The sequence below is a fragment of the Pseudomonas rhizoryzae genome (assembly GCF_005250615.1).
Lineage (GTDB): Bacteria > Pseudomonadota > Gammaproteobacteria > Pseudomonadales > Pseudomonadaceae > Chryseomonas > Chryseomonas rhizoryzae.
In genome coordinates, this window is the sequence record NZ_SULM01000010.1 from 211,708 (window position 1) to 238,148 (window position 26,441).

Below are 26,441 nucleotides of genomic sequence, written 5' to 3' on the forward strand. Positions count from 1 at the left end.
ACTGCCACTGCAGGCAACGGGCACGGAGACGAGCCACAGGCTCCTCCTTACAGAGAACAGGCAAAGGCGCCTGAGACCGCAAGGTTTCAGGCGCCTTTTTTATTGCCGCGAATCAACCTGATTGGCCTCGGCCGGGGGATAGCCTCCATGAACAGCATCGTGACCCGCAAAGAACGCCTGATCATCGTCGGCAACGGCATGGTCGGCCATCACCTCGTCGAGCAACTGCTGGCGGCCGGTGCCCTGGATCGCTACGAGATCCAGGTCTTCGGCGAAGAGCGCCAGCGCGCCTATGACCGCGTGCACCTCTCCGAGTATTTCGCCGGCCGCGACGCCGAATCCCTGGCCATGAGCGAAGCCGGCCTCTATGCCGTGCCCGGCCTGGTGCTGCACCTGGGCTGCGCGGTGACCGGCATCGATCGTGACCAGCGCCAGGTGCTGACCGCCGAAGGCGCCTTCGGTTACGACCGCCTGGTGCTGGCCACTGGTTCCTATCCCTTCGTGCCGCCCATCGAAGGCGCCGAGGGCGATTCGCGGCTGGTCTACCGCACCCTGGACGACCTGGACACCATCCGCATGGCCGCCGCCAAGGCCCGCCGCGGCGTGGTGGTGGGCGGTGGCCTGCTCGGTCTGGAAGCGGCCAATGCGCTGAAGTCCCTGGGCCTGGAAGCCCATGTGGTGGAATTCGCTCCGCGGCTGATGCCGGTGCAACTGGATGACCTCGGCGGCGCCGCGCTCAAGCAGCGCATCGAAGACCTGGGCGTGGGCGTGCACCTGTCCAAGGCCACCCAGAACATCACCGCCGGCAGCGAGTACCGCTACCGCATGAATTTCGCCGGCGAGGATTTCCTCGAGACCGATCTGATCCTGTTTTCCGCCGGTATCCGCCCCCAGGACGCCCTGGCCCGCAGCTGCGGCCTGGAACTCGGCCCCCGCGGCGGGGTGGCGGTCGACAACCTCTGCCTGACCAGCGACTCCGCCATCCACGCCATCGGCGAGTGCGCCGCCTGGAACGGCAGCATCTTCGGTCTGGTCGCTCCCGGCTACCAGATGGCCCGCCTGGTGGCCGCCGAGCTGTGCCACGGCCAGAGCACCCCCTTCACCGGGGCCGACATGTCCACCAAGCTCAAGCTGCTGGGTGTGGACGTGGGCTCCATCGGCGATGCCCACGGCGCCACCCCGGGTGCCCGCAGCTATCGCTACATCGACGAGGCCAATGCCAGCTACCGGCGCCTGGTGGTCTCCGCCGACGGCAAGCAGGTGCTCGGCGCCGTGCTGGTGGGCGACAACAGCTACTACGACACCCTGCTGCAATATGCCCAGAATGGCATCCCGCTGCCCCAGGACCCGGCCAGCCTGATCATGCCGGTGGGCGAGGGCGCCCCGACCCTGGGCGCCGATGCCCTGCCGGACACCGCCACCCTGTGCTCCTGCCACAACGTGACCAAGGGCGCGGTGTGCGCCGCCATCGACAGTGGTTGCACCGACCTCGCCGGCATCAAGAGCTGCACCAAGGCCGGCACCGGCTGTGGCGGTTGCGCGGCGCTGGTCAAGCAGGTGTTCGAGCACGAGCTGATCGCCCGCGGCGTGGAGGTCGACAAGAGCCTCTGCGAGCATTTCGCCCACACCCGCCAGGAGCTCTACCACCTGGTCCGCGTGGAAGGCATCGAAAGCTTCGAAGAGCTGCTCGCCCGCCATGGCCGCGGTCACCATGGCTGCGACATCTGCAAGCCGGCGGTGGCCTCCATCCTGGCCTCCTGCTGGAACGGCGCCATCCTCGATCCGCATCTGGTGCCTCTGCAGGACACCAACGACACCTTCATGGCCAACATGCAGAAGAACGGCACCTATTCGGTGGTGCCGCGCATCCCGGGCGGCGAGATCACCCCGGAAGGCCTGATCGCCATCGGCCAGGTGGCGAAGAAATACGACCTCTACACCAAGATCACCGGCGGCCAGCGCATCGACCTGTTCGGCGCCCAGTTGCACGAGCTGCCGGACATCTGGGGCGAGCTGATCGCCGCCGGCTTCGAGACCGGCCATGCCTACGGCAAGTCCACCCGCACGGTGAAGAGCTGCGTGGGCAGCACCTGGTGCCGCTACGGGGTGCAGGACAGCGTCAAGATGGCGCTGGACATCGAGCACCGCTACAAGGGCCTGCGCGCCCCGCACAAGCTCAAGTTCGCCGTCAGCGGCTGCACCCGTGAATGCGCCGAGGCACAGAGCAAGGACATCGGCGTGATCGCCACCGAGAACGGCTGGAACCTCTATGTCTGCGGCAACGGCGGCATGCGGCCGCGGCACGCCGAGCTGTTCGCCACCGATCTCGACGACGAGACGCTGATCCGCTACATCGACCGCCTGCTGATGTTCTACATCCGTACCGCCGACCGCCTGCAGCGCACCTCGGTGTGGCGCGAGTCGCTGGAGGGCGGGCTGGACTACCTCAAGCAGGTGATCATCGAGGACAGCCTGGGCCTGGGCGCCGAACTGGAGGCCCAGATGCAACTGGTGGTGGATCGTTACGAATGCGAATGGGCCAATGCCCTGAACGATCCCGACAAGCTCAAGCGCTTCCGCACCTTCGTCAACCAGCGAGGCAGCGACCCGGACATCCACTTCGTCAAGGAACGCGGCCAACGCCGGCCGGCCCGCCAGGACGAACTCCAGCTCATCGCCGTTTCCGAGGAGGCTTGACCATGACCCAGACCAATACTGCACGCGCCCCGCAAGCTGCATGGCAACCGCTGTGCAGCCTGGCCGATCTGGTGCCCCAGTCCGGCGTGGTGGCCCTGCACCAGGGTGAGCAGGTGGCGCTGTTCTATCTGCCGGACACCGAGCAGAAGGTCTTCGCCGTGGGCAACCGCGACCCCAAGTCCGGCGCCAACGTCATCGGCCGCGGCATCGTCGGCCAACTCGGCGGCGAGTTGGTGATCGCCTCGCCGCTGTACAAGCAGCACTTCCGCCTGAGCGACGGTGGCTGCCTGGAGTACCCCGAGCAGGCGCTGCCCACCTGGGCGGTACGGCTGAACGGGGAGCAGGTGGAGATCGCCTGAGCGGGGCTTGCCCTCACCCCAGCCCTCTCCCAAGAGGAGAGGGGGCAGTAGGGCGCGGAGGGTGACCTCGGTGCCGTAGCCTGGACAACGGCGCCGCCTGGTCCGGGGCTGGGTCGGCTGGGTATTAGCGTGGGCGACCCTCACCCCAGCCATCTCCCAAGGGGAGAGGGGGCAGTAGGGCGCGGAGGGTGACCTCGGTGCCGTAGCCTGGACAACGGCGTAGCCTTGTCCGGGGCTGGGTCGGCTGGGTATACAACCTAGTACTGGGCCAAGCCCCGACCAGGGCGTACCCAATCTCGCCCCCTCGGTGCCGCCCCCTCTCCCTCGGGGAGAGGGTTGGGGTGAGGGCCGCCCCCACCCCTTATGAGCCTGACTCCCCACTAGGCTCATCCCCCTCAATAACGCCAACTGACCGATGCCGTCACGCTGCGCGGTTCGCCGAAGTTGCTCTGGCCGTAGCGCGGCGATTGCAGGTATTTCTCGTTGGTCAGGTTGTCGAGGTTGAGCTGGGTGCTCCAGTGGCGGTCGATCTCGTAGCCGGCCATCAGGCCCACCAGGGCATAGGCGTCCTGCCTGGTGTTGTCGACGCCGTCGTACTGCACCTCGCTCTGCCATCTCAGGCTGCCGCCGACCTTGACCTTGGGTGCCGTGGGCAGGCGATAGGTCAGGTTGGAGGTGAGCTGGTGACGGGGAATGAAGCGCCGCGCGCGCTGGTCGTCCTCGTTGGTGATCCACAGGTAGGTGTAGCCGCCGCTGAGTTGCAGGCCGGGCAGGATTTCGCCGGCGATCTCCAGCTCCAGACCCTGGCCTTCGAACGAGCGACCGTTGTAAAGGCTGCCGCCCAGACTGGCATCGTAGCCGGCATAGGTGGAAACGTTGTCCTGCTTGGTGTGGAAGACGGCGGCGGTGAGGCTGGATTTCTTGTCCAGCGATTGCCGCTTGACGCCTACTTCGTAGCTCTTGCCCTCCAGCGGATCGAGCTGCTTGCCACTCGGGTCCCGGTAGCTTTGCGGCGCGAAGATCTCCGTATAGCTGGCATAGAGGGCGTACTGGGGATCGAGGTCGTAGACCAGGCCGAGGTAGGGTGTGGTGCGACCGTGGTTACGCGCGTTCTGCTCCACGTTGTAGCTGCTGCCATCGCTGTCGGCGCTGAGCAGCCGCGCGCCGGCGAGCAGGTGCAGGTCGTCCCTCAGGCTGAAGCGTGCCGCGGTATAGAGGCTTTTCTGGCGATTGGTGTAGTCGGAGGTCTGCGCCGGGCTGGCCACATTGAAGTTGGACAGCGGCAGGGCGCCGTTCAGGGCATCCGCCAGGCTGACCTCGGCGTAGTTGAGGTTGGAGTCGTACAGCGAGCGTTCCTGGGTGCGCGAACGACCGGCATTGGCGCCCAGGGTGAGCTGGTGCTCGCGGCCCAGCAGTTGGAAAGGCCCGGTAAAGGACAGATCGCCGATCAGGTCGCGCGTCTTGGCCTTGTACTTGGAAGCGAGTCCGTAGAAGGAATCCGCGCCGGCCCCGTTGACGCCCGCATACATATAGAACATCTGGGTGTCTTCGCGATGATCCACGCCGGTGAGGGTCAGCTTGGAGACCCAGTCGTTGTCGAAGCGGTGCTCCCACTCGGCGAAGGCGCGCTGGGTGTCGACGTCCCAGTAGACCCACGGCTGGGCGATGTTCGAATGCACGCTGTGGTAATGGATGGCGTTACCGCTGGCATCGGTCAGCGGCAGGGCGCCCCAGCTGGCACCGTTGGCGTCGCTCTTCTGCTGTTCGAAGCCGACGGTCAGGGTGTCGCGCTCGCTCAGGTCGAAGGCCAGCAGGCCGGCGAAGATGTTCTTTTCCCGCGAGTAGCGATCCAGGTAGGAGTTCTTGTTTTCGTTGGCGTAGATCAGCCGACCGCGGACGTTGCCGGATTCGGTGAGCGGGCCGGACACGTCGAGGTCGAGCCGGCGCTTGTCCCAGGAGCCGGCGCTCAGGGTGACCTCCGCCTCGGGGGTATAGGTCGGGCGCTTGCGCACGAAGTTGACCGTGGCCGAGGGATTGCCCAGCCCGGTCATGACGCCATTGGCGCCGTGCAGGATGTCGATCTGCTCGTAGGGCGCGGTATCGATATCGCCCACCAGCACACCCCAGAAGAACGGCATGCCAGCGCCGTCGTACTGGAAGTTGGTGATGTCGAAGCCGCGAGAGGTGAAGTAGGTGCGGTCGGTCTCGACCTTCTGCACGTTGATGCCCGGCGTGTAGTCCAGCACGTCACGCACGCTTTCCTGGCGGAAGTCATCCAGGCGTTCCCGGGTCACCGAAGTCACGCCCTGGGGTGTCTGCTGGTTGGTCAGGTTCAGGCGAGTGGTACCGGTGGTGGGCTTGCCCTGGTAGCCCTGGGCGACACCTTCCTGGGTCTCGATGACCGACGAGGTGATGGTATCGCTGGGGAGATCAAGCGGAGAATCCGCGGCCTGAACGAGCGGGCAGGCGGTGCCGGCAATGGCCGCCAGGATCCGGGCGGCCAAAGGGGCCAGGGTAGGTTTCATCGAGGTGCTCCGAAACGCGCAGAAGTGTATTGAGAGTTATTGGCTAAAGATAATCAATTCTATTTGTGCCCTAGAACTTTGCCAAGACTTTCAGATAGGACTTCTGATAACTGTTGCTTGAACGGTAGTGCAGCATTGCGCGAAAGGGTGGCCTGGAGGGCGGCGCGAAGGGCGGCGTGGCTCGATACTCATGGGGTGAGGCGCTGTTCGTTCGACGCTCGCATTCGCCTCGCCGGAGGTCACCATGCGTACACCAAGAACAATTCGCTCCGTGCTCTTCATCGCCCTGCTGCTGGCGCTGGTCCTGGTGGACAGCTGGCAGCCGCGCCCGGTACTCGCACCGCTATTGCCGGCCGATCCGGTCTGTACCCATGGCTACGCCCCCTACGGCTGCTATCCGGTACCTGCCAGGGGCGGCGATCTGGGTTGGCTGGAGCGGCTTTGAGTGGCGGTCAGCCCTGCTGCGGCGCCTTCGCGAGTAGGGTAGGCAACTGGACATCGGCCAGGGCGAGACCCAGGTAGCTGCCCTGGACTTCGCTGCAGTGCTGGGCGCGCAGCCAGTAAAATTGCCCAGCGCTCTCGACGCCTTCGGCCGCCACCGTCAGGTCCAGCGATTGTCCAAGGCTGATGAGCGCCTGGACGATGGCCGGATCGGCGCCTTGGTGCGTAGCGATGAAGCGTCGGTCGATACGGATGCCGTCCAGCAACCGATGGCGCAGGAGTTCGAGGGCGGCGGAGCCACTGCCGAAGTCGATCAGGCTCAGCCGCACGCCTAAGGCCCTGAGCGCGCTCAATTGCGCCGGCAATTCGCCGGTGCTGTCCGCCAGCAGGGTTTCGCTGAATTGCAATTCCAGGCGACTGGGCGCGAGACCGCTGCGCTGTAGGGTTTGGGCGACAGTGTCTGCCAGCGGCGTACCACCAGCGATGAATTGGCGGGATGACAGGGTCACCGCGACCTTCAGCGGCGTTGGCCAGGCGGCCGCGTCGCGGCAGGCGGCCTCCAGCAGCCAGAGCCCCAGGGGCACGCTGAGCCCGGTCTCCTCGGCCAGCGGCAGGAAGGCGTCCGGCAGCAATAGCCCCTGCTCGGGATGCGCCCAGCGCAGTTGCGCCTCGAAGCCGCACAGGACATCGGTCTCCGGGAGGTGGCGGCGCAGGTAATAGAGGCGCAACTGGCCGAGCGGCAGCGCCTGGCGCAGCTCCTGCTCCAGTTGACGCCGTTGGCTGAGCTGGGCGTCCATCTCCAGGGCGTAGAAGCACCAGCCGTTACGCCCGGCAGCCTTGGCCTGGTAGAGCGCGATATCGGCCAGCCGTAGCAGTTCCTCGGCCTGCATCGCCTGGCCGGGTGCCTGGGCGACGCCGATACTGGTGCCAACGCTGACCGTCTGGTCTTCCAGCACGATGGGGCGATTCAAGGTCATCACCAGGCGGGCGCAGATCTGTTCGATCACCGTCTTTTCCAGAGCGCCGACCAGGACCACGATGAATTCATCGCCGCCCACCCGTGCCACCAGGCCACCCGGTCTCAGGCTGGCTTGCAGGCGTTGGGCGATTTCCTGCAGCACCCGATCGCCGGCGGCATGACCGAGGCTGTCGTTGATCGGCTTGAAGCGGTCCAGGTCGAGGCTGAGCAGGGTCAGGTACGCCGGATTGCGCGCCAGATGGCTGGCGAGGAATTGCTGCAGATGCAGGCGGTTCGACAGACCGGTCAGGCTGTCATGCTGCGAGAGGTGTTCGATCTCGGCCTGGGCGGTGAAGGCGGCGGTGATGTCGCTGGCGGTGCCGCGATAGCCGGCGCCATTCGGCAAGGGGCGGGCGGTGATCTCGCAGACGCGGGGATGGCCCAGGCGGTCGCGGTAATGGCAGCGCAGCACCTCGCGCTCGTCGAGGCGATCGGCACTGGCGGCCAGCCAGGCGGCCAGGGTGGTGGTCTCCGGGCTGAACAGTTCGGCCAGGGAGCGGCCGAGCCAGCTGTGCGGCGTGTTGCCGGTGATCCGGGCGAAACGTTCGGAGAGATAGGAGAGGCGCCCCTCGGCATCGACCTCCCAGAGCCAGTCGGACGCCGACTCGGCCAGGTCGCGGAAACGCTGTTCGCTACGGGTAAGCTCTGCCTGGCTGGCGATTAGGGCATCGAATTGCTGATCGAGCTGACGTGCCGAACTCAGCGCGTGGCGAATCAGCAACACCAGCACCAGGGCCAGGGTCAGAACCACGGCGAGGAACACCGGCAGGGTCTGGTGCAGCAGGTGAGCACCTGGCTGGGGCGGATGCCAATTCAGCAGCCAGGAGGAATCCAGCATCCGCATGGACTCGAAGCCGGAAAGGGGCGTACGGGAAGGTTTCAGCTCAGGCAGGCCATAGGTTTCGCTGAGATGATCGAGCTTGGCCTGATCGAGCACATTGACGAACAGCATCACCGACTGCTTGCCGGGTACGGGCGTCACGCTGTAGCTGGCACCGGGCGTGATGGTAGCTGCGGCCACCAGGGCGGGCTGGCCGTCGACGCTGAACAGCCTTACCAGGCTTTCGGTTTCCCCGGGATGATTGCGCGTCGCCGCCAGCAGTTCGGTCAGATCGCCATCGAGCCACTGCCCGATGGGCGCCGTCGAAGGCAGGCCATCGATCACGGCGTAGACGGTTTGGTCCTGGGGGTCGAGGACGAATACGCCATTGTAACCGTACAGTTCGTAGGGGATGTCGCCGACATTGCGCTCGTCGTTGGCCCAGAACAGGTTGACCTTCAAATGCAGGTTTTTGTAAGCCTCGCCCCACTTGGCGTAATTGATGATGTTGTGGGCGATCTCGTATTGCACCTGCCCCAGGGTACGGGAGATGTACTTCTGCGCGCGCTGCTGAACGTCGGCATCCTGGCTGGTGGCGGTCTTGATCAGCAGATAGCAGCCCAGGCCGAGCAGGATCGGCAGGGCGCAGATGGCGGGAAACAGCCGCAGCAGCATCTGGTGGCTGCGGCGGGTAGCGACGGGAGCTGACGGCATGAGTGACCCAAAGACGCGTGGGAACGGCTGGCAGACGCCTCGAGTAGGTGCCGGGAGCGGAAGAGGGGGTCTGGCAATTGGCTATTATCGCCAGCCAATAAAGGATGGTCCCCCGGCCATCTGACCGGGGGCAGTACTCAGCCGCCTGGACGGTCGTCCGCGTCAGCGACGCGGCGGATAGTGGGTCAGCAGTTCCTTCACCAGGCGGTCGAAGGCGGCGCTGCGCTGCGCCGGGGTGGCGTTCTGATCGTCCATCAGGCGTTCCTCGCTGGCGCGCCAGACCAGTTTGCCGTCGCGACCATCGAGCATGTCCAGTTGTACCGTCATCACTGGGTAGGTGACGGTCTGGGTACGGACATAGCTAGGACCCCAGGGGCTGGGACCCCAGCCGGGTCCCCAGGGACTGCCCCAGCCGCCACCCCAATAGGGTTCGCTGTAGCTGACGCTCTGCTGGCGCTGGTCGAGGATGACGTACAGCTTGATCTTCAGGCCCGGCCGAGTGCCGGTGGCGGCGGGACGCAGGCCGCGCTGATCGAGGCCGGCGCTGACCGCCTCGCGCAGGCGTTGCTCGGTGAGGTCGCTGCGGACCCGCGGATCGTTGGGCCGGTACTCGATGGCCGGGTCCGCCCAGCTCCAGCTGCGATAGGCCGCGAAATCGCGGCTGGCATCGTAGTCGAGGTTGATGGGCATCCGCTCGGCGCAGGCCGCGAGCAGCAAGACCGACAGCAGCAGAAGACAGCGTTTCATGAACGACCCTCTGGGTGAGGCACTCAAGGTGCTTGGACTGCTTCAGGGACGACTTGTCCCGTCAGCTCGGTGGATAGCTGGCCAAGACGCGGCGGATGGTGTCGCGTAGCGTACGGGCGCGTTCGCTGCTGTTGCCGCCGGCGGACTGCTCCGCGGCCGAATGCCAGAGCACGCGACCGCTGGCAGGGTCCAGCAGCTCTATCTCCAGCACGTCCACTAGGTAGGTCCGGGTGCGGGTCCGCGCCTGGCCGACCGTGGCGCCATAGCCGGGTCCGTAGCCGTAGGGGCCATAGCCGCCATAGCCGTAGTTGGTGTCGTAGTAGTCGGTGTACTGCTCGCTGCGTTGCTGCTGGGTGAGACGGGCGCGGACCAGTAGATCGGGGCGGGCACCATCGATGGCCGGGCGCAGACCGCGTTGGTCGAGCCCATCGGCTACCGCCCGCTGCAGGGTAGGGCTATCCAACCCGCCGCTGATCAAGGCGGCACCCGGCGCCCAGGCCCAGCTACGGAAGCGGCCCCAATCGATGGGTGTGGCCGGATAGGCGGCCGGGTCCTGCTGCGGCAGCACCGGCGCCGAGGCCTGCGGCAGGGCGCTTGCGACATAGGGATTGCTGCCCTGGCAACCGGCCAGGGCGAACAGCGCGAGCGACAGGCAAAGCAGGGGGCGACGCATGACCAGCTCCTCGAAGGAATGCCTGGGCCAGAGCATACCGTGCCCGGCTTCACTCTACCTTAGCTTGGCAGAGCCAATGCAGATATCGCCCCAGGCCGGCGAAGGCGGGATGTCGGCGGTGCGCCAGCTCCATGGCCACCAGTTCGTCGCCGTCAGCGCGGGCTTGGAAGTCCGGCGGCATGTAGTCGTGGAACACCCGCACGCCACTGCGGGCCTGGATCTGCCACTGGGACGCCAGCCAGGCTTCCACCTCGCGGGGATCGAGCGGCTGCTGCGGCGTGAGGCCACGTCCCTCGCCGGCATAGTGGCCGCGCCGGAGCTTGCGGAAATGCCCCTTGAGCAGGTTGCGGTAGATCAGGGCGTCGCGGTTGTAGAAGGCCAGGGATAGCCAACCGTCCTCGGCCAGGCAGCGTTGCAGTGTCGGCAGGATCGCCGTGGGCGTCTCCAGCCATTCCAGCACGGCATGGCAGAGCACCAGGTCGAAGGGTTCGGCGAAGGTGGGCAACTCTTGCCAGGGCAGCGCCAGCCAGTCGGCCTGGAGTCCGTTGTCGGCGAAGACCTCCTGGGCACCGGCGAGCATGGGTGCCGAGGGCTCGGCCAGGGTCACCGCATGGCCCTGCTGGGCCAGCCAGAGACTCATGTGGCCGAGGCCCGCGCCGATGTCCAGTACCCGCAGCGGGCGCGGCGGCAGTACCTCGGCGAGGTCGGCCTGTAGCACCGCCAGGCGGATGGCGCCCTTGGTGCCACCGTAGATGTTGGCGGCGAAGCGGGTGGCGCGGTCGTCGAAGAAGGTATCGCTCACGGCAGGAAGCGCCTCTCGTTGTCGGCCAGCTTGGCCAGCACCGCCTGTTCCACGTCCAGCCCCAGTTCGCTGCCCAGTTGCAGCAGATAGAGCAGGACGTCGGCGATCTCCTGGCCGGCATGCTCGCGCTCGGCAGCGGTCAGCTCGCGCGCCTCGGCGTCGCTCTTCCATTGGAAGATCTCCACCAGTTCGGCCATCTCGACACTGGCGGCCATCGCCAGGTTCTTGGGGTTGTGGTAACGCCGCCAGGCATTGGCGTCGCGGATGGCGTGCAGGCGGGAGAGCAGGGCGGGGAGATCCATGGGCGTCCGGGCTTCGCGGAAAAGCTCATTCTCCCATGGCGGGTGGGCCCCTGTGGAGGACAGCCTGGCCAGGCTGCTTTACTCTGAATCGTCAATCGAAACGCTGTCCGTTGGAGATTTCATGAACGCTCGCCTGTCCGGCCTGTGCTGCTTGTTACTGGCGCTGGTCCTGACCACCGGCACCGCCCATGCCGAGAAGCTGTTGCTGGAAGGCACCCTGGGCCAGGCCACCGTGGTGGTCGAGCTCGATCCCAGTGCCAATGACGAAGCCTATGGCCGCTATTTCTATGATCGCTACCGGCGGGATCTGCGCCTGAGCGGCCCGGCGCAGTCGGGCGACCGCCTGCAACTGGAGGAGGGCGCTTCCTGGCAGGACAGCCCCAAGGCGAGTTGGTCATTAACGCGTGACCCTGATGGGCATTGGCGTGGCACCTGGAGCGGTGATGGCAAGACCCTACCCATCGCCCTGGCGCCGCTGCAGCTGCCGAACAGCTCCGCCGCGGATCGCTATCGCCAGCGGCTACTCAAGGAGGATCCCTACGAACTCCGCCGGCTGCAGGGCCTGACCCTGCAGCCCGGCGAGCGGCAGACCTTCATGGGCCGCGGTCTGCACTGGTGGCGCGAGCCCCTTTCGGGCATGCGGCTGTTCACCGTGGAGGGTGCCAGTGAGGCGGCCAATGCCGTGCTGCGCGAACGACTCTGGGCGGAGGTGGACGCCCATCTGAGCTGCATCGGCAGCGACGGCGAACACAGCCTGAAGGTGACGCCGCAATTGCTCACCGACCGGGTACTCAGCGTCAATCTGTTCAGCCAGTACAGTTGCAGCGGCGCGGCCCACCCGGATTTCGGCAGCGCGCCCCTGACCCTGGACCTCAAGACCGGCCAGGAGCTGGCGCTGGAGGATTTTCTCTGGCTGGGCCACGGCCAGCCGATCCGACCGGAGCCGGACGACCGCTATTCCCAGGCCCTGGCGGACTATCGGGAAAAGACCCTGGCACCCTGGGTGGTACGGCTGTTCAGCCGCCTCTATCCCGACCTGATGCGGGCACCGGCCGGGGGTGACGGCTGCGACTATCGCAGCGCCGACGTCTGGCAATTCGCGCCCTGGTACCTGACGCCCAAGGGCCTCTACCTGGGCCCGACCTTCTACCGCGCCGCGCGCAACTGCGACGAACCCGGCGGCACCCTGGTGCCCTACGCCGAGGTGCGCAAGCATCCGGGGCCGCTGGTGGGATTGCTGCCGCGCTAGGGCTTAGGTTGGTGCCGGATGATGTTGGGCTTCGACGATGGAGCCGTCTCAACCCAATCTACGGCGGTAGGTGCGCACCGTAGGTTGGCGCTGAGCGCAGCGAAGCCCAACGCTGCCCATATGGAACTCGCAATGTTGGGCTTCGACGATGGAGCCGTCTCAACCCAACCTACGGCGGTGGCTGGCGCACCCTAGGTGGGCGCTGAGCGCAGCGAAGCCCAACGCTGCCCATATGGAACTCGCAATGTTGGGCTTCGACGATAGAGCCCTCTCAACCCAACCTCCACGGTAGCCGGCAAAGTACCCGTAGGTTGGCGCTGAGCGCAGCGAAGCCCAACGTTCACAGGTCATGCCCGGCAGATTGAGCTTCAACGACGCCAGACGGCGAGCGTGCTAGTCGTCAACGATCAGCCGCTTGCCCAGGGTGACGGCCTCCACCTCGGTGTAGCCCAATGCCGCGTAGAAGTCATGCACCGCCGTGTTCTCGCGGCGCACCATCAGGTGCAGCTTGGGGCAGCCCCGTGCGATCAGCAGGCGTTCGGCGGTTTCCACCAGGCGCCGGGCATGGCCCCGGCGACGGTGTTCCGGCGCCACCGCCAGGTAGTAGAGCCAGCCACGATGGCCGTCATTGCCCACCATGGCGCTGGCCATGAGGGTGCCGTCCACCTCGCCCACCAGGAACAACTCCGGTTGCTCGGCGAGCTTGCGCTGGATGTCGCGGTAGGGATCGTTCCAGGGGCGAGTCAGGCCACAGACCTGCCAGAGGCTGACCACGGCCTCGGTATCGCTGGGCTGGAAAGGGCGGATGAGCATGGGGCCGGAAACCTATAGCCAGGGTACATGTTGGGCTTCGACGATAGAGCCGTCTCAACCCAACCTACATGGCTTGCGTAGGTTGGGTTGAGCGTTAGCGAAGCCCAACGGGTCTGCGTCCTAGAGAAAATTCTCCGCATAGTGGCAAGCCACCTGCCGAGCTTCCACGTTGCGCAGGGCCGGTACCTCGGTCTTGCACTTCTCCGTCGCATAGGGGCAACGACGGTGGAAGACGCAACCGGGTGGCGGGTCCAGCGGGTTGGGCAATTCGCCCTGGATGCGGATGCGCGGCTTGCTCGGGTCCGGGTGCAGGCTCGGGGTGGCCGACAGCAGCATCTGGGTATAGGGATGCAGCGGCCGCTCGAACAACCGGTCGCGACTGGTCTTCTCGACGATGCAACCGAGGTACATCACCATCACCTCGTCAGCGATGTGGCGCACCACCGAGAGATTGTGGGAGATGAACACATAGGCCGTGCGGTATTGCTGCTGCAGATCCATGAACAGGTTGAGCACCTGCGCCTGGATGGACACGTCCAGCGCCGAGGTCGGTTCGTCCGCCACCAGCACCTTGGGCTGCAGCATCATGGCGCGGGCCACGGCGATGCGCTGGCGCTGGCCACCGGAGAACATGTGCGGATAGCGCTGGTAGTGCTCCGGCCGCAGACCGACCTGCTGCATCATTGCCTGCACCTTCTCGCGCCGCTCGGTGCGGGAGAGGCTGGTGTTGATCTGCAGCGGCTCGGCCAACTGGTCGCCGATCTTGCGTCGCGGGTTGAGCGAGGCATAGGGGTTCTGGAACACCATCTGCACCTCGCGGCGCAGCTCCTTGCGGCGGGCGGCATCGGCCTGGGCGACGTCCTGGCCGCCGATGACCAGGCTGCCGGCGGTGGGCTGCTCGATCAGGGTCAAGGAACGCGCCAGGGTGGACTTGCCACAGCCGGACTCGCCCACCACGGCCAGGGTACGCCCGGCCTGGAGGTCGAAGGAGACGCCGTTGAGCGCCTTGACCGTGGCGCTCTCCTTGAACAGGCCACGGGAGAGGTGATAGTGCTGGGTCAGGTTGCGCGCTTCGAGCACGTTACCCTGGGTCACGGGAGTCTCGAGGACGGTGGCTTCAGACGGCGCCATGGCGATCCTCCGGCAGATGGCTGGTTCGTTGATGTTCGGGCAACACCTCGGGGGCCTCGCCCGGCGCTACGTTGCGCGGGAAGAAGCAGCGCACCGCGCCACGGGCATAGGGCTCCAGCGCCGGGCGCTCCTGGCAGCACGGCTGCACATAGGGGCAGCGCGGGCTGAGCAGGCAACCGGCGGGACGGTCGTAGCGGCCGGGGACGATGCCCGGCAGGGTGTGCAGGCGATCCGTCTGGCTGTGCTCGGGAATGGCCGCCAACAGGGCTTCGGTGTAGGGATGGGCGGGGGCGTCGAACAGGGTCGGCACCACGCCTTTCTCCACCGCCTGGCCGGCATACATCACCACCACGCGCTGGGCGGTCTCGGCCACCACGGCGAGGTCGTGGGTGATGAGGATCAGCCCCATGCCCTCTTCGCGTTGCAGGTTGACCAGCAGTTCCATGATCTGCGCCTGGATGGTCACGTCCAGTGCGGTGGTGGGTTCGTCGGCGATCAGCAGGCGCGGCTCGGCGGCGATGGCCATGGCAATGGCCACGCGCTGGCTCATGCCCCCGGAGAGCTGGTGCGGATAGGCGCTCAGGCGGCTGGCGGCGGCCGGGATCTCGACCTTTTCCAGCAATTCCACGGCACGTTGGCGCGCCGCGCGGCCCTTGAGGCCCAGGTGCTGGCGCAAGACCTCTTCGATCTGGAAGCCCACGGTGTAGCTGGGATTGAGCGCCGTCATCGGGTCCTGGAAGACCATCGACAGCTCCTTGCCGATCAGGTGCCGGCGCCGGCGACCCTTGAGGCTGAGCAGGTCCTGGCCGTCGAAGTGCAGGCGGTCGGCGGTGATGCGGCCGGGGTGATCGATCAGGCCCATCACGGCCATCATGGTCACCGACTTGCCGGAGCCGGATTCACCGACGATGGCGACGATCTCGCCCTGATCCACGGTGAGATCGAGGCCTTCCACCACCGGCGGGGCGTCGGTGCCGCCGAAGCGCACCGAGAGGTTCTGGATTTCGAGGAGGCTCATGACTGCACCTTCAGACGCGGATCGAGGGCATCGCGCAGGCCGTCGCCCATCAGGTTGATGGCCAGCACGGTGAAGAGGATGGCGAGACCCGGCAGGGTCACCACCCACCAGGCGCGCTCGATGTAGTCGCGGGCCGAGGCCAGCATGGTGCCCCACTCGGGGGTGGGCGGCTGCACACCGAGGCCGAGGAAGCCCAGGGCGGCGGCATCGAGGATCGCCGAAGAGAAACTCAGGGTGGCCTGGACGATCAGCGGCGCCATGCAGTTGGGCAGCACGCTGACGAACATCAGCCGCAGGGTGCCGGCGCCGGCCAGCCGCGAGGCGGTGACGTAATCGCGATGCAGCTCGCCCATCACCGCGGCGCGGGTCAGGCGCACATAGGAGGGCAGCGAGACGATGGCGATGGCCACCACGGTATTGGTCAGGCCTGGGCCGAGGATGGCGACGATGGCCACGGCCAGCAGCAGCGAGGGCAGCGCCAGCATGATGTCCATTAGGCGCATGATCACCGGACCCGCACGATTGGGCGAGAAGCCGGCGATCAGCCCGAGCAGGATGCCGGGGATCAGCGAGACCACCACCGAGGCCAGGCCGATCAGCAGCGACAACCGGGCGCCGTAGATCAGCCGGCTGAGGATGTCGCGGCCCAGCTCATCGGTGCCCAGCGGGAATTGCGCCTGGCCACCGGCCAGCCACAGCGGCGGGGTGAGCATGAAGTCGCGGAATTGCTCGCTCGGTGCATGGGGCGCGACCCAGGGCGCCAGGAGCGCGCAGAAGATCACGATGACCATGAAGATCAGCCCACCGAGGGCGCCTTTGTTGTGGGCGAAGGCCTGCCAGAATTCCTTGAGAGGAGAGGGATAGAGGGCGCTCGGGTCTTGAGCGGCCGGAGTGTTTACCGTTGTCATAGGCTCGGTCCGTGCGGGCGCATCAACGCTGGTGGCGGATGCGCGGGTTGATCAGGCCGTAGAGGATGTCCACGACGAAGTTGACCAGGATGACCAGGGTGGCGATCAGCAGGATGCCGTTCTGCACCACCGGGTAGTCCCGGGCGCCGATGGCCTCGATCAGCCACTTGCCGATGCCGGGCCAGGAGAAGATGGTCTCGGTCAGCACCGCGCCGGAGAGCAGGCTGCCCACCTGCAGGCCGAGCACCGTGATCACCGGGATCAGCGCATTGCGCAGGGCGTGGACGAAGACCACTCGCTTGGGCGACAGGCCCTTGGCCCGGGCGGTGCGCACATAGTCTTCGCGCAAGACTTCGAGCATGGCCGAACGGGTCATGCGGGCGATCACCGCTAAGGGGATGGTGCCCACCACGATGGCCGGCAGGATCAGGTGCTTGAGCGCATCGAGAAAGGCGCCGGGCTCGTCGGAGAGCAGGGTATCGATGAGCATGAAGCCGGTGCGCGGCGGGATGTCGTAGAGCAGGTCCAGGCGCCCGGAGACCGGGGTCCAGCCGAGCTTTACCGAGAACAGCATGATCAGCAGCAGGCCCCACCAGAAGATCGGCATGGAATAGCCGGTGAGGGCGACGCCCATCACTCCGTGGTCGACGACGGAGCCCCGCCTGAGCGCGGCGATGATGCCGGCCAGCACACCGAACACGGTGGCGAACAGCATGGCCGACACGGTCAGCTCGAAGGTGGCGGGGAACAGGGTGGTGAATTCGTCCCAGACGCCGACGCGGCTGCGCAGGGATTCGCCGAGGTTGCCGTGGGCGAGGTTGCCGATGTAGTCGAAATACTGCTGGTACAGGGGCTTGTCGAGACCCAGACGGTGCATGGCTTCGGCGTGCATCTGCGGATCGACGCGGCGTTCACCCATCATGACTTCCACCGGATCGCCGGGGATGAGGCGGATCAGGGCGAAGGTCAGCAGGGTGACGCCGAAGAACGTCGGTATCAGCAGCCCGAAGCGACGGGCGATGAAGGCGAGCATCGGAGGGGGTATCTCCTCTTGAGGCTGATCATGACGGCGCGGGTACGTGCCCGGCCGCGTTTTGGGTTCAGACCTTGTGGGTCTGGATTCATCCCTGAGGAAACCGTCCTGGCTTCACGCGAACCCACCTGGCGATACCCAGGCGGGTTCGATCCTACGCAAAGGTTCGAAGAGCGCTCTGGCTGGGCGCTCCCAGCCCGGCAGGTTACCACGTCGACCGCGCTGTCGAAATCCTCGACATTGCCTGCGCTTCGCCGGTGTTCGCTACGCGATCCCCGCCAGATGTCGGACGCTTCGCTGGTTCCGCCGGGCGCTGCCATTACAGCAGGTTGAACGGCAGGGTGGAGACCAGGCGCAGTTCCTTGACGTTGCCGTCGACCTGATTCTGGCTGGCGCGATGATCGGTCAGCAGCAGGCGGAAGCGGCTGTCCTTGAGCGCGCCCTGCTGCACCTTGTAGGTGGCGATCAGGCCGATCTCGTGGTGCTTCTCACCGTCCTGCTGCAAGACCTCGGCATAGTTGGCGTACTTGCCGGCGCCGGCATCGTAGTGGGTGCCGTCGATGTCCCAACCCTTGGCGTACCAGATACCGGTGCTCAGGCCGGCCACGCCGAAGTAGCTCCAGTCGGTCTCGTAGCGCAGCTGCAGCGACTTCTCGTTGGGACCGTTGTAGTCCGAGACCAGGGAGTTGGCCAGGTAGATGGCGGCGGTCTCGTGGGCGTAGTCGAAGTACTCGTTGCCGTCGATCTGCTGGTAGGCCAGGGTCAGGCTGTGGGCCTGGTGGCTGCCGGTGAACGCCAGGCTCCAGGCGGTGTTGTCGATGTCGCCGGCCTTGGCGCTGCCGGCGTCAACCGTGCGGTAGGCGTTGGCCACGGCCTTCCAGGCGAAGGTGTCGAGGTTGCCGCCGGCCTGGGTCAGGCTGAGGAAATACTGGTTCCAGACGTCTTCGAAATTGGCGCCGTAGAGGCTGACTTCCCAGCCCTGGGGCAGCTTGTAGTTACCACCAAGAAAGCTCAGGCGGTCGGCGGTGACCTCGCGGGTGCCGTACTCGGTGGTCCAGTGCTCGTCACCGGCGCCGGTCCGCGGGCTGACACGGGTGAAGCTGCCGCCCTGCAGCGAGAGGTTGTCCCATTCATCACTGGTGAAGGCCAGGCCATCGAAGCTGGAGGGGAAGGGGCGGTTGTCGTTGTAGCTGATCACCGGGGTGTCGAGCATGAAACGACCGACCTTGAGCTCGGTGTTGGAGATCCGCATCCGCGCATCGGCGATGCCCAGCTTGGACCACTCGGCATGACCCTCGCCCTCGGCATTGGCCAGGGTACGGTTGCCGCCACCACCGATGCGGCCCTTGCCGCGTTCCAGGTTGGTGGCCTGGTAGCCGGCGATGTCGAGGCCAAAGCCCACGGTGCCCTGGGTGTAGCCGGAACTGTACTTGAGCGCGGTGGCCTGGACCCAGGTGTTGCGCGAATGGGTGCGTTTCCGGGTGCCATTCTTCTCGTAGCTGAAGATGGGATCGGAACTGGTCTCGCGGGAGAAGAAGTTGCGCGTGGTCAGGGTCAGGCTGTCATCGGCGAGAAAGCCCTGGGCGCCTGCCTGGCCCTTCACCGGCTTTTGCACGTTGGGAACGGTCTGGACCTCGTTGGCATAGTTGGGGTCCGTCGGCGCCGGCGACTGGGCGTGGGCGGTCAGCGCCAGGGTGAGCAGGGAGAGGGCGAGTCCGCCACGGTGGACGTTGTTCATGCAAGGGCTCCAAAGCAATCGTTTTTTCTGTTATTCGGGCGTTTTCCGGCACGACCGAACCCGTCGCGCCGAAACACGGCGCGAGGCGGGAAAGGTCGCGGGGACGGGCCGCCCGGGCCCGGTCGATTACGGCATCAGGCGCCGGTCAGTCGAGGGTCACCGTGGAGAAGTCGTAGACCCCCAGCGGGCTCTGCACATAGCCCTGCACCTTGGGTTGCAGGACGTCGGTGAACAGCGGATGGGCCAGCGGAATCCAGGGCATCTGCTGGTGGAAGATCTGCTGGGCCTGCTCGTAGAGGGCAGCGCGCTGGGCCGGATCATTGATGCGCTTGGCCTTTTCGATGGCGTCGTTGAAGGCTTTATCGCACCAGAACGAGCGGTTCTCGCCGCTTTCCGCCGCCGAGCAGCTCAGGTTGTTGGTGAGGAAGTTGTCCGGATCACCGTTGTCGCCGGTCCAGCTCGCCATCATCAGGTCGTGCTCGCCGGCCTTGGTGCGCTTCATGAACTCACCCCATTCGAACTGGGTGATCTCGGCCTTGATACCGATCTTGGCCAGGTCACCCTGGATCAGTTGGGCCACCAGCGCCGGACTGCCGCCGGGGCCGCTGCCGGTGCTGATGTAGTACTTAAGGGTGAAGCCATTGGGATAGCCGGCCTCCTTGAGCAACGCCTTGGCCTTCTCCACGTCGTGGGGCCAGGGCTTGATGTCCTTGGCATAGCCCAGCAGCGAGGAGGGGTAGGGGTTGACGGCCGGCTTGGCGCCGCTGTCACCGAATACCGTCTTCAGGTAGTTCTGCTGATCGAAGGCCATGGCCATGGCCTGGCGCACCCGCACATCGTCGAGCGGCTTGTGCTTGGTGTTGATGGCCAGGTAGGAGGTGGTCTGGCTTTCCACCTGGGCCAGCTTGACGCTCTTGTCCTGGCGCAGCATGGCCACGTCCTGGGGCTTCACCGTCAGGCCGATCTGGCATTCGTTGTTGCGGACCCGCTGGATGCGCACGTTGGGGTCCAGGGTCACCGCCAGCACCAGGCCGTCCAGCTTGGGCTTGGCGCCGAAGTAGTCGGGATTGACCTTGTAGCGGGTCACGGAATCCTTGGCGTAGCGCTCGAAGACGAAGGGGCCGGTGCCGATGGGCTTCTGGTTGATGTCTTCGGTCTTCTTGCTCGCCAGCAGGCTGTCGGCGTATTCCTTCGAGAGGATGGAACCGAAGGCCATGGCCAGGTCGGCGAGGAAGGGCGCCTCGGGCTGGTTGAGGGTGAAGCGCACGTGCTGATCGTCGAGCTTGTCGATGGACTTGATCAGGGTGCCCATCTCCATGGCCGCGGCGTAGGGATAGCCGCTGGGGGAGAGGTTGTACCAGGGGTTGTTCTTGTCGAGCATGCGCTCGAAGCTGAACACCACGTCGTCGGCATTCAGGTCACGGGTCGGCTTGAAATAGGCCGTGGTGTGGAATTTCACGCCCGGGCGCAGGGTGAAGGTGTACTGCAGGCCATCGGGAGAGACCTCCCAGCTCTGCGCCAGCCCCGGCACGATCTCGGCGCTGCCCTGCTTGAACTCCACCAGGCGGTTGTACAGCGGCGTGGCCGAGGCGTTGAAGGTGTAGCCCGAGGTGTAGCGACCCGGGTCGAAGCCTTCCGGATTGGCCTCGGTGCAGACCACCAGGGGCCGCGCCAGGGCAGCGTTGGCCGTCAGGCAGAGCAGGGCGGCGAGAGACAGCGAAAAGAGTGGCTTGGACACGAAAGGCTCCTCGTGAAAGACCCGCCGAGCGGGCCGGACAGGGTTAGCGGTCGAGGCTTACGCCATAGAAACCGGTGACGCCGAAGGGATTGATCTTGAAGCCCTGCACCTCTTTGCGCATGGGCTGGGATACCACCGAGTGGGCCATGGGGCTCACCGGCATCTGCTGGCGGATGATCTGCTGCGCCTGCTCGTAGAGGCGGGTGCGCGCGGTGCGATCGGTGCTGGTCTTGGCCTGCTGGATGAGGGCGTCGTAGTCCTGGTCGCACCAGCGCGCATAGTTGCTGCCGCCAATGGCGCTGCAGCCGTAGAGCACGCCCAGCCAGTTATCCGGGTCGCCGTTGTCGCCGGTCCAGCCATAGGTCAACACATCGTGTTCGCCGGCTTTGGCGCGCTTGATGTATTCGCCCCATTCGTAGCTGACGATCTTGGCCTTGATGCCAACCTTGGCCCAATCCTGCTGGATCATCTGCGCCGACTGGCGGGCGTTGGGGTTGGAGGCGCGCTGCACCGTCATGGCCCAGAGGGCGATCTCGGTGCCGTCCTTGACCCCGGCCTGCTTGAGCAGCGCCTTGGCCTTGGTTGGATCATAGGGGGCGCCCTTGATCGATTTGTCGTAGGACCATTGGTTCGGCGGGATCACGTTCTGCGCGACCTGGCCGGCGCCCTGGAACACCGTGTCGACGATGGCCTGCTTGTTGATGGCCATGTCCAGGGCGCGGCGCACCTCGGGCTTGTCCAGCGGCGGATGCTGCACGTTGTAGGCGAGGAAGCCGACATTGAAGCCCGGCTGCTGCAGCACCTTGAGATTGGCGTCCTGCTTCATCTCCACCAGATCCGCCGGACGGGCATAGCCGCTGACCTGGCACTCATTGGCCTTGAGCTTCTGTAAGCGGGTGGCGGCGTCGGGGGTGATGGCGAAGATCAGGTTGTCGAGCTTCACATCCTCGGGTTTCCAGTAGTCGCGGTTGCCCTTGTAGCGGATCACCGCATCCTTCTGATAACGGCTGAAGACGAAGGGCCCGGTGCCGATGGGCTGCTGGTTGAGCAGCTCTGGCTTGCCTTCCTTGAGCAACTGCGCGGCGTACTCGGCCGACTGGATGGAGGCGAAGCTCATGGCCAGGTCGGCGGCGAAGGCGGCGTCCACCTGGTTCAGGGTGAAGACCACGGTGCGGTCATCGACCTTGGCCACCTTGGCGATGTTCTGGTCCAGCCCCATGTCGGTGAAGTAGGGGAATTCGGTGGGGTAGGCCTTACGGAACGGCTGCTCCTTGTCGAGCATGCGCTGGAAGGTGAAGACCACGTCGTCGGCATTGAAGTCGCGCGTGGGCGTGAAGTAGTCGGTGGTGTGGAATTTCACGCCCTGGCGCAGGTGGAAGGTGTAGGTCTTGCCATCCGCACTCACGTCCCAACTGGTCGCCAGGCCTGGCTCCAGGGTGGTGCCACCACGCTGGAACTGCACCAGGCGATTGAAGACCGTCTCGGCCGAGGCATCGAACTCGGTACCCGAGGTGTATTGCGCCGGATCGAAACCGGCGGGGCTGGCTTCCGAGCAATAGACGAGGTTGCTCGCGGCCTGGGCCAGCGGAGCGCAGGCGAACAGGCTCGCCGCCAGCAACGAGTAGGCGTAGGGAAGGCGCATGGGGTCTCACTCCATCAGTCAAATGAACGGCCAAGGCCGGGAGCTTGGCTCCCGACCCTGGCCAACAGGCTTCACTTGCTGACGCTGACGCCGTAGAACTGGTTCAGTCCGAACGGACTTATCTTGAAGCCTTCGACCTCTTTGCGCATGGGCATATAGATGGTCGAGTGGGCGATCGGAGCCAGGGGCCGCTGCTGCATGATGATCTGCTGGGCCTGCTGGTAGAGCTCGGTACGCTTGGCCTGGTCGGTGGTGCGCTTGGCGGCCTGGATCAGATCCTCGTAGGGCTTGTAGCACCACATGGAGAAGTTGTTGCCGCCGACCGCGTCGCAACCGAAGTTGGTGCCCAGCCAGTTGTCCGGATCACCATTGTCGCCGCTCCAGCCGATCAGCAGGGCATCCTGCTCGCCGTTGTGGGCACGCTTGATGTACTCGCCCCATTCGTAGCTGACGATCTTGGTCTTGATGCCGACCTTGGCCCAATCCTGCTGGATCATCTCGGCCATCAGTCGCGCATTGGGGTTGTAGGGGCGCTGCACCGGCATGGCCCAGAGGGTGATCTCGGTGCCATCCTTGACGCCAGCCTTTTCCAGCAGCGCCTTGGCCTTGGCCGGATCGTAGGGCACAGCCTTGATCGAGGTGTCATAGGACCACTGGGTCGGCGGCATGGCGTTGACCGCTTCCTGGCCAGCCCCCTGGTAGACGGTATCGATGATGGCCTTCTTGTTGATGGCCATGTCCAGCGCCTGGCGCACCTCGACCTTGTCCAGCGGCGCGTGCTTGACGTTGAAGCCTACCCAGCCCTCGTTGAAGCCGGGCTGCGAGGGCATCTTCAGGCTGGGGTCCTTCTTCAGGCCTTCCAGGTCGGCCGGCCGCGGATAGGCAGCGATCTGGCATTCGCCGGCCTTGAGTTTCTGCATGCGTACCGAAGGATCGGTATTGATGGAGAAGATCAGGTTGTCCACCTTGGCGCCTTCGGCCTTGTCCCAGTAGTCGGGATTGGCCTTGAAGCGGATCACCGCGTCCTTCTGGTAGCGGCTGAAGACGAAGGGGCCGGTACCGATGGGCTTTTGGTTGATGTCGGCCGCCTTGCCCTGCTTGAGCAATTGGTCGGCGTATTCGGCGGAGAGGATCACCGCGAAGGGCATGGCCACGTTCTGCAGGAAGGCGGCATCGACATCCTTCAGGTGGATGCGCACGGTGTGATCGTCGACCTTTTCCACCGACTGGATGTTCTTGTCCAGGCCCATGTCGGTGAAGTAGGGGAATTCGGTCGGGTAGGCCTTACGGAACGGCTGGTTCTTGTCCAGCATGCGCTGGAAGGTGAAGACCACGTCGTCGGCGTTGAAGTCACGAGTGGGCTTGAAGTAGTCAGTGGTATGGAACTTCACGCCCGGGCGCAGGTGGAAGGTATAGGTCTTGTTGTCCGGGCTGATGTCCCAACTCTCGGCCAGCCCCGGCTTGACCTGGGTGCCGCCGCGCTCGAATTGCACCAGTTCATTGAACACGGTTTCGGCCGAGGCGTCCCAATCGGTGCTGGTGGTGTATTGCGCCGGATCGAAACCGGCCGGGCTGCCTTCGGAGCAGAACACCAGATTGGCCGCCTGGGCCAGCGGAGCCCCGGCCAGCAAGGTGGAGGCGATCAGGGCAGCGAGTACGTTCTTGTGCATGTAGACCTCATGAAGGGAGCGACACAACGCCTTGTGGCATTGCGAAACATAATTCCGGTGTCTTGTGGACAGATAGGCCCACATGCACAGCTTGTGCCCATGTCCCTCGTGCGCGGGGGCTAGGCACCCGAAGAGACCCAAACGCAAAACAGATGTCGCAAAGATATAAGAGGCGTGACCTGGACTGGGCAGATATGCGCACCAAAAGTGCGCATAGCGACAGCATTGTTACTTTTCTGCACTAGATCAGGGCATCAGTACCTCAATGGTGCCACCCGCCGAGACTTCGACCGTGGTAGTGCCAGGGGCAACATCGGGCGTCACGGCGTCACCGGCAGCCTTCATCGCCGACATGCGCAGCACGGGCATTGGCTGGGGTACGCCACTGGTACCCAGATCCAGGTTGACGATGCGATAGCCGGTGCCGCCCAGGGCTTCGGTAGCCAATTGGGCGCGCGCCTTGAAAGCGGCCACGGCGTCCTTGAACAGGGCATCCTCCTGCTGCTTGCGGGTACCGTCGGCGATGGTGAATTGCAGATTGCCCATCTTCAGGTTGCCGAGCAGTTCACCGGTCAGCTTGGACAGCGCAGCGAAATCCGCGCTTTCCAAGCGCAGCTCACCGCGCTCACGCCAGACACTGATGGCGCGACCCTGGTCTTCGTAGACCGGATAGGTGTTGCGGTTACCCAAGGAAACGCTCACGTCCGTTACCTTGCGCGCCTGCTCCAGGGCGGCGTTGAGGGTCTTGGTTGTTTCGTTGGCGAGCGCCGCCGGGTCCTGGCCCTGGCTCTCGGTATAGAGCATGACCTGCATGCGATCGCGCGGTATCTCGCGGCTGACCTCGGCCCTCAGGCTGACCTGGTTGTAGCGTGCCTCATCGGCCTGGGCCGTGGTGGCGACGACGGCGCTGAACAGGGCGGCGCCCAGCATGAGCGGGCGTAGGGGAAAGGTCATGGTGAGCTCCTGATTGGCAGTACGAAAGCCTTGGGACCACGGCGACGGCGGATGGTGCGTCGCTTTGCCGCGTCGGCGGCTGAAGGCGGATGGCGCTCGCTATAATGTCAGTCTGTTCTGACGGGCGCGCCGCTGGTGGCCGTCTCGATCGTCTCCTGCGTCTGGAACCTCGCATGTTCTCCTTGCCCGTTCAATGGTTGTCCGCCAATCGCCAGAATCTCGGGCGCCTGGTTCTCATCCGCGTGCTGGTGCTGGCCGCCCAGGCCGGCTCGGTAGGCATCGCCCGGCTCTCGGGCATCGTTCAACTGCCCTGGACCGCCTTGGCCATCACCCTCGGGGTATCGGCGATACTCTGCCTGTTCGCCGCCCTGCGGCTGACCCGCTCCTGGCCGGTCACCGAGCAGGAATACGCCGCGCACCTGGGCTGCGACCTGGCCATCCACAGTGCGCTGCTGTACTTCGCCGGCGGACCGACCAACCCCTTCGCCTCCTATTACCTGGTGCCCCTGACCATCGCCGCGGCCACGTTGCCCTGGCTCTACACCCTGGTACTGGCCGCCCTGACCCTTGGCGTCTTCTCGCTGATGCTGCTTTCCTACGAGCCGCTGCATCTGCTGGTGGCCAACGATGGCACGGTGCTGAGCTACGGCATGTGGCTGAGTTTCGCCCTGTCGGCGGCGGTCATTACCCTGTTCGTCGCGCGGATGGCCACCGCCCTGCGCGAGCAGGAGAGCTTGCAGGCCCAACGTCGCGAACAAGCCATGCGCGACCAGCAACTGCTGGCCGTGGCCACCCAGGCCGCCGGGGCCGCCCACGAGCTAGGTACGCCGCTGTCCACCATGAGCGTGCTGCTCAAGGAGTTGCAGCAGGAGCATGCGGATCAGCCGACCCTGAGTGAAGACCTGGCGCTATTGCAGGCCCAGGTCGGCCAGTGCAAGCAGACCCTGCAGCAACTGGTGCGCGCCGCCGAAGCCGATCGGCGCCAGACCCTGCAGGAGCAGACCGCCGTGGAGTGGCTGGAGGCGACCATGGATCGCTGGCACCTGATGCGCCCGGAGGCCACCTACACCTTCGAGGTGGCGAGTCTGGGCGCGCCGCCCCGGCTGACGCCCCCGGTCGAACTTACCCAGGCACTGCTGAATCTACTCAACAACGCGGCCGACGCCTGCCCGGAGAACCTGGGCATTCGCCTGCACTGGGATGCGCGCGAGCTGTGCCTGTCGATCCGCGACCACGGCGCCGGGGTGCCCCTGGCCATCGCCGAGCAGCTCGGCAAACCCTTCTTCACCACCAAGGGCAAGGGCTTCGGTCTGGGCCTGTTCCTCAGCCAGGCCAGCGTCACCCGCGCGGGTGGCACGGTGAAGCTCTACAATCATGAGGAAGGCGGCACCCTGACCGAATTGCGCCTGCCGCGGCACTACGCCCTGGCGTGAATGCCTGGAGATTTCT

21 protein-coding genes are annotated in these 26,441 nt (G+C 65.5%); 5 read left to right on the forward strand and 16 right to left on the reverse strand.

Features of this window, described 5'->3' with window-relative positions:
* The first annotated feature begins 147 nt into the window (after positions 1-147).
* Together nirB and nirD are read left to right on the forward strand one after the other, a co-directional pair.
* On the forward strand, positions 148-2,697 hold the full coding sequence (gene nirB, locus FAZ11_RS17865) for a nitrite reductase large subunit NirB (protein WP_058774034.1): 2,550 nt from the start codon (positions 148-150) through the stop codon (positions 2,695-2,697).
* A 2-nt stretch (positions 2,698-2,699) separates the two neighbouring features.
* Positions 2,700-3,056, forward strand: coding sequence for a nitrite reductase small subunit NirD (gene nirD, locus FAZ11_RS17870; RefSeq protein WP_058760097.1), 357 nt, complete (start codon positions 2,700-2,702; stop codon positions 3,054-3,056).
* A gap of 395 nt (positions 3,057-3,451) precedes the next feature.
* Here nirD and FAZ11_RS17875 read toward each other — a convergent pair whose 3' ends face one another.
* The gene (locus FAZ11_RS17875) at positions 3,452-5,581 is read right to left on the reverse strand and encodes a TonB-dependent siderophore receptor (RefSeq protein WP_058772559.1); all 2,130 of its coding nucleotides are present in this window, start codon (positions 5,579-5,581) and stop codon (positions 3,452-3,454) included.
* A gap of 244 nt (positions 5,582-5,825) precedes the next feature.
* Between FAZ11_RS17875 and FAZ11_RS17880 the strand changes: the two genes are divergently transcribed.
* Complete coding sequence (locus FAZ11_RS17880; protein ID WP_058772558.1) at positions 5,826-6,026, forward strand: hypothetical protein; 201 nt, start codon at positions 5,826-5,828, stop codon at positions 6,024-6,026.
* 7 nt (positions 6,027-6,033) lie between these two features.
* Here FAZ11_RS17880 and FAZ11_RS17885 read toward each other — a convergent pair whose 3' ends face one another.
* From FAZ11_RS17885 to FAZ11_RS17905, 5 genes are all read right to left on the reverse strand, one after another.
* Positions 6,034-8,574: a bifunctional diguanylate cyclase/phosphodiesterase gene (locus FAZ11_RS17885; RefSeq protein ID WP_058772557.1), complete on the reverse strand. Its 2,541-nt coding sequence runs from the start codon at positions 8,572-8,574 to the stop codon at positions 6,034-6,036.
* A 162-nt stretch (positions 8,575-8,736) separates the two neighbouring features.
* Positions 8,737-9,321 (reverse strand): DUF4136 domain-containing protein, encoded by a 585-nt coding sequence (locus FAZ11_RS17890; protein ID WP_058772556.1) that lies wholly within the window; start codon positions 9,319-9,321, stop codon positions 8,737-8,739.
* Between the two features lie 61 nt (positions 9,322-9,382).
* Positions 9,383-9,994 carry a DUF4136 domain-containing protein gene (locus tag FAZ11_RS17895; RefSeq protein WP_058760102.1) on the reverse strand — a complete coding sequence of 204 codons (612 nt, stop codon included), beginning with the start codon at positions 9,992-9,994 and terminating at the stop codon, positions 9,383-9,385.
* Between the two features lie 49 nt (positions 9,995-10,043).
* Positions 10,044-10,796, reverse strand: coding sequence for a methyltransferase domain-containing protein (locus FAZ11_RS17900; RefSeq protein ID WP_058772555.1), 753 nt, complete (start codon positions 10,794-10,796; stop codon positions 10,044-10,046).
* Positions 10,793-11,098 (reverse strand): nucleotide pyrophosphohydrolase, encoded by a 306-nt coding sequence (locus FAZ11_RS17905; RefSeq protein ID WP_058772554.1) that lies wholly within the window; start codon positions 11,096-11,098, stop codon positions 10,793-10,795. Before FAZ11_RS17905 ends, FAZ11_RS17900 begins: the two co-directional genes overlap by 4 nt.
* 121 nt (positions 11,099-11,219) lie before the next feature.
* On the opposite strand from FAZ11_RS17905, the gene FAZ11_RS17910 reads away from it, so the two are divergent.
* Positions 11,220-12,347, forward strand: a complete 1,128-nt coding sequence (locus tag FAZ11_RS17910; protein ID WP_058772553.1) for a hypothetical protein — start codon at positions 11,220-11,222, stop codon at positions 12,345-12,347.
* A 393-nt stretch (positions 12,348-12,740) separates the two neighbouring features.
* Here the strand turns inward: FAZ11_RS17910 and FAZ11_RS17915 are convergent, their stop codons facing one another.
* The 10 genes from FAZ11_RS17915 to FAZ11_RS17960 form a co-directional block, all read right to left on the reverse strand.
* The gene (locus tag FAZ11_RS17915; RefSeq protein WP_058772552.1) at positions 12,741-13,160 is read right to left on the reverse strand and encodes a GNAT family acetyltransferase; all 420 of its coding nucleotides are present in this window, start codon (positions 13,158-13,160) and stop codon (positions 12,741-12,743) included.
* Between the two features lie 120 nt (positions 13,161-13,280).
* The gene (locus FAZ11_RS17920; protein ID WP_058760107.1) at positions 13,281-14,291 is read right to left on the reverse strand and encodes a peptide ABC transporter ATP-binding protein; all 1,011 of its coding nucleotides are present in this window, start codon (positions 14,289-14,291) and stop codon (positions 13,281-13,283) included.
* Positions 14,278-15,309: an ABC transporter ATP-binding protein gene (locus FAZ11_RS17925; RefSeq protein ID WP_058772551.1), complete on the reverse strand. Its 1,032-nt coding sequence runs from the start codon at positions 15,307-15,309 to the stop codon at positions 14,278-14,280. The genes FAZ11_RS17920 and FAZ11_RS17925 overlap by 14 nt, the downstream gene beginning before the upstream one ends.
* On the reverse strand, positions 15,306-16,217 hold the full coding sequence (locus tag FAZ11_RS17930; protein ID WP_058772550.1) for an ABC transporter permease subunit: 912 nt from the start codon (positions 16,215-16,217) through the stop codon (positions 15,306-15,308). Before FAZ11_RS17930 ends, FAZ11_RS17925 begins: the two co-directional genes overlap by 4 nt.
* 22 nt (positions 16,218-16,239) lie before the next feature.
* Complete coding sequence (locus FAZ11_RS17935; RefSeq protein ID WP_058760110.1) at positions 16,240-17,250, reverse strand: ABC transporter permease subunit; 1,011 nt, start codon at positions 17,248-17,250, stop codon at positions 16,240-16,242.
* Between the two features lie 319 nt (positions 17,251-17,569).
* The gene (locus FAZ11_RS17940) at positions 17,570-18,988 is read right to left on the reverse strand and encodes an OprD family outer membrane porin (RefSeq protein WP_058760111.1); all 1,419 of its coding nucleotides are present in this window, start codon (positions 18,986-18,988) and stop codon (positions 17,570-17,572) included.
* A 145-nt stretch (positions 18,989-19,133) separates the two neighbouring features.
* Positions 19,134-20,726 carry an ABC transporter substrate-binding protein gene (locus FAZ11_RS17945; protein ID WP_058772549.1) on the reverse strand — a complete coding sequence of 531 codons (1,593 nt, stop codon included), beginning with the start codon at positions 20,724-20,726 and terminating at the stop codon, positions 19,134-19,136.
* A gap of 43 nt (positions 20,727-20,769) precedes the next feature.
* Entirely contained in the window at positions 20,770-22,368 is a 1,599-nt protein-coding gene (locus FAZ11_RS17950; protein ID WP_058772548.1) for an ABC transporter substrate-binding protein, read from the reverse strand.
* A 71-nt stretch (positions 22,369-22,439) separates the two neighbouring features.
* Positions 22,440-24,038 (reverse strand): ABC transporter substrate-binding protein, encoded by a 1,599-nt coding sequence (locus FAZ11_RS17955; protein WP_058772547.1) that lies wholly within the window; start codon positions 24,036-24,038, stop codon positions 22,440-22,442.
* Between the two features lie 246 nt (positions 24,039-24,284).
* A complete protein-coding gene (locus FAZ11_RS17960) occupies positions 24,285-24,992 on the reverse strand; it encodes an SIMPL domain-containing protein (protein WP_058772546.1) in 708 nt (235 codons plus the stop codon).
* A gap of 173 nt (positions 24,993-25,165) precedes the next feature.
* Between FAZ11_RS17960 and FAZ11_RS17965 the strand changes: the two genes are divergently transcribed.
* Positions 25,166-26,425: an ATP-binding protein gene (locus FAZ11_RS17965; protein ID WP_058772545.1), complete on the forward strand. Its 1,260-nt coding sequence runs from the start codon at positions 25,166-25,168 to the stop codon at positions 26,423-26,425.
* Positions 26,426-26,441: the final 16 nt, after the last annotated feature.

What these genes read in the sequence shown, in the direction of transcription:
- FAZ11_RS17910 (WP_058772553.1), top strand. Translation starts at nt 11,220, where the DNA reads ATGAACGCTCGCCTGTCCGGCCTGTGCTGCTTGTTACTGGCGCTGGTC.
- FAZ11_RS17935 (WP_058760110.1), bottom strand. Translation starts at nt 17,250, where the DNA reads ATGCTCGCCTTCATCGCCCGTCGCTTCGGGCTGCTGATACCGACGTTC.
- FAZ11_RS17960 (WP_058772546.1), bottom strand. Translation starts at nt 24,992, where the DNA reads ATGACCTTTCCCCTACGCCCGCTCATGCTGGGCGCCGCCCTGTTCAGC.
- FAZ11_RS17965 (WP_058772545.1), top strand. Translation starts at nt 25,166, where the DNA reads ATGTTCTCCTTGCCCGTTCAATGGTTGTCCGCCAATCGCCAGAATCTC.
- FAZ11_RS17890 (WP_058772556.1), bottom strand. Translation starts at nt 9,321, where the DNA reads ATGAAACGCTGTCTTCTGCTGCTGTCGGTCTTGCTGCTCGCGGCCTGC.
- FAZ11_RS17950 (WP_058772548.1), bottom strand. Translation starts at nt 22,368, where the DNA reads ATGCGCCTTCCCTACGCCTACTCGTTGCTGGCGGCGAGCCTGTTCGCC.
- FAZ11_RS17895 (WP_058760102.1), bottom strand. Translation starts at nt 9,994, where the DNA reads ATGCGTCGCCCCCTGCTTTGCCTGTCGCTCGCGCTGTTCGCCCTGGCC.
- FAZ11_RS17955 (WP_058772547.1), bottom strand. Translation starts at nt 24,038, where the DNA reads ATGCACAAGAACGTACTCGCTGCCCTGATCGCCTCCACCTTGCTGGCC.
- nirB (WP_058774034.1), top strand. Translation starts at nt 148, where the DNA reads ATGAACAGCATCGTGACCCGCAAAGAACGCCTGATCATCGTCGGCAAC.
- FAZ11_RS17875 (WP_058772559.1), bottom strand. Translation starts at nt 5,581, where the DNA reads ATGAAACCTACCCTGGCCCCTTTGGCCGCCCGGATCCTGGCGGCCATT.
- FAZ11_RS17925 (WP_058772551.1), bottom strand. Translation starts at nt 15,309, where the DNA reads ATGAGCCTCCTCGAAATCCAGAACCTCTCGGTGCGCTTCGGCGGCACC.
- FAZ11_RS17905 (WP_058772554.1), bottom strand. Translation starts at nt 11,098, where the DNA reads ATGGATCTCCCCGCCCTGCTCTCCCGCCTGCACGCCATCCGCGACGCC.
- nirD (WP_058760097.1), top strand. Translation starts at nt 2,700, where the DNA reads ATGACCCAGACCAATACTGCACGCGCCCCGCAAGCTGCATGGCAACCG.
- FAZ11_RS17880 (WP_058772558.1), top strand. Translation starts at nt 5,826, where the DNA reads ATGCGTACACCAAGAACAATTCGCTCCGTGCTCTTCATCGCCCTGCTG.
- FAZ11_RS17930 (WP_058772550.1), bottom strand. Translation starts at nt 16,217, where the DNA reads ATGACAACGGTAAACACTCCGGCCGCTCAAGACCCGAGCGCCCTCTAT.
- FAZ11_RS17885 (WP_058772557.1), bottom strand. Translation starts at nt 8,574, where the DNA reads ATGCCGTCAGCTCCCGTCGCTACCCGCCGCAGCCACCAGATGCTGCTG.
- FAZ11_RS17915 (WP_058772552.1), bottom strand. Translation starts at nt 13,160, where the DNA reads ATGCTCATCCGCCCTTTCCAGCCCAGCGATACCGAGGCCGTGGTCAGC.
- FAZ11_RS17920 (WP_058760107.1), bottom strand. Translation starts at nt 14,291, where the DNA reads ATGGCGCCGTCTGAAGCCACCGTCCTCGAGACTCCCGTGACCCAGGGT.
- FAZ11_RS17940 (WP_058760111.1), bottom strand. Translation starts at nt 18,988, where the DNA reads ATGAACAACGTCCACCGTGGCGGACTCGCCCTCTCCCTGCTCACCCTG.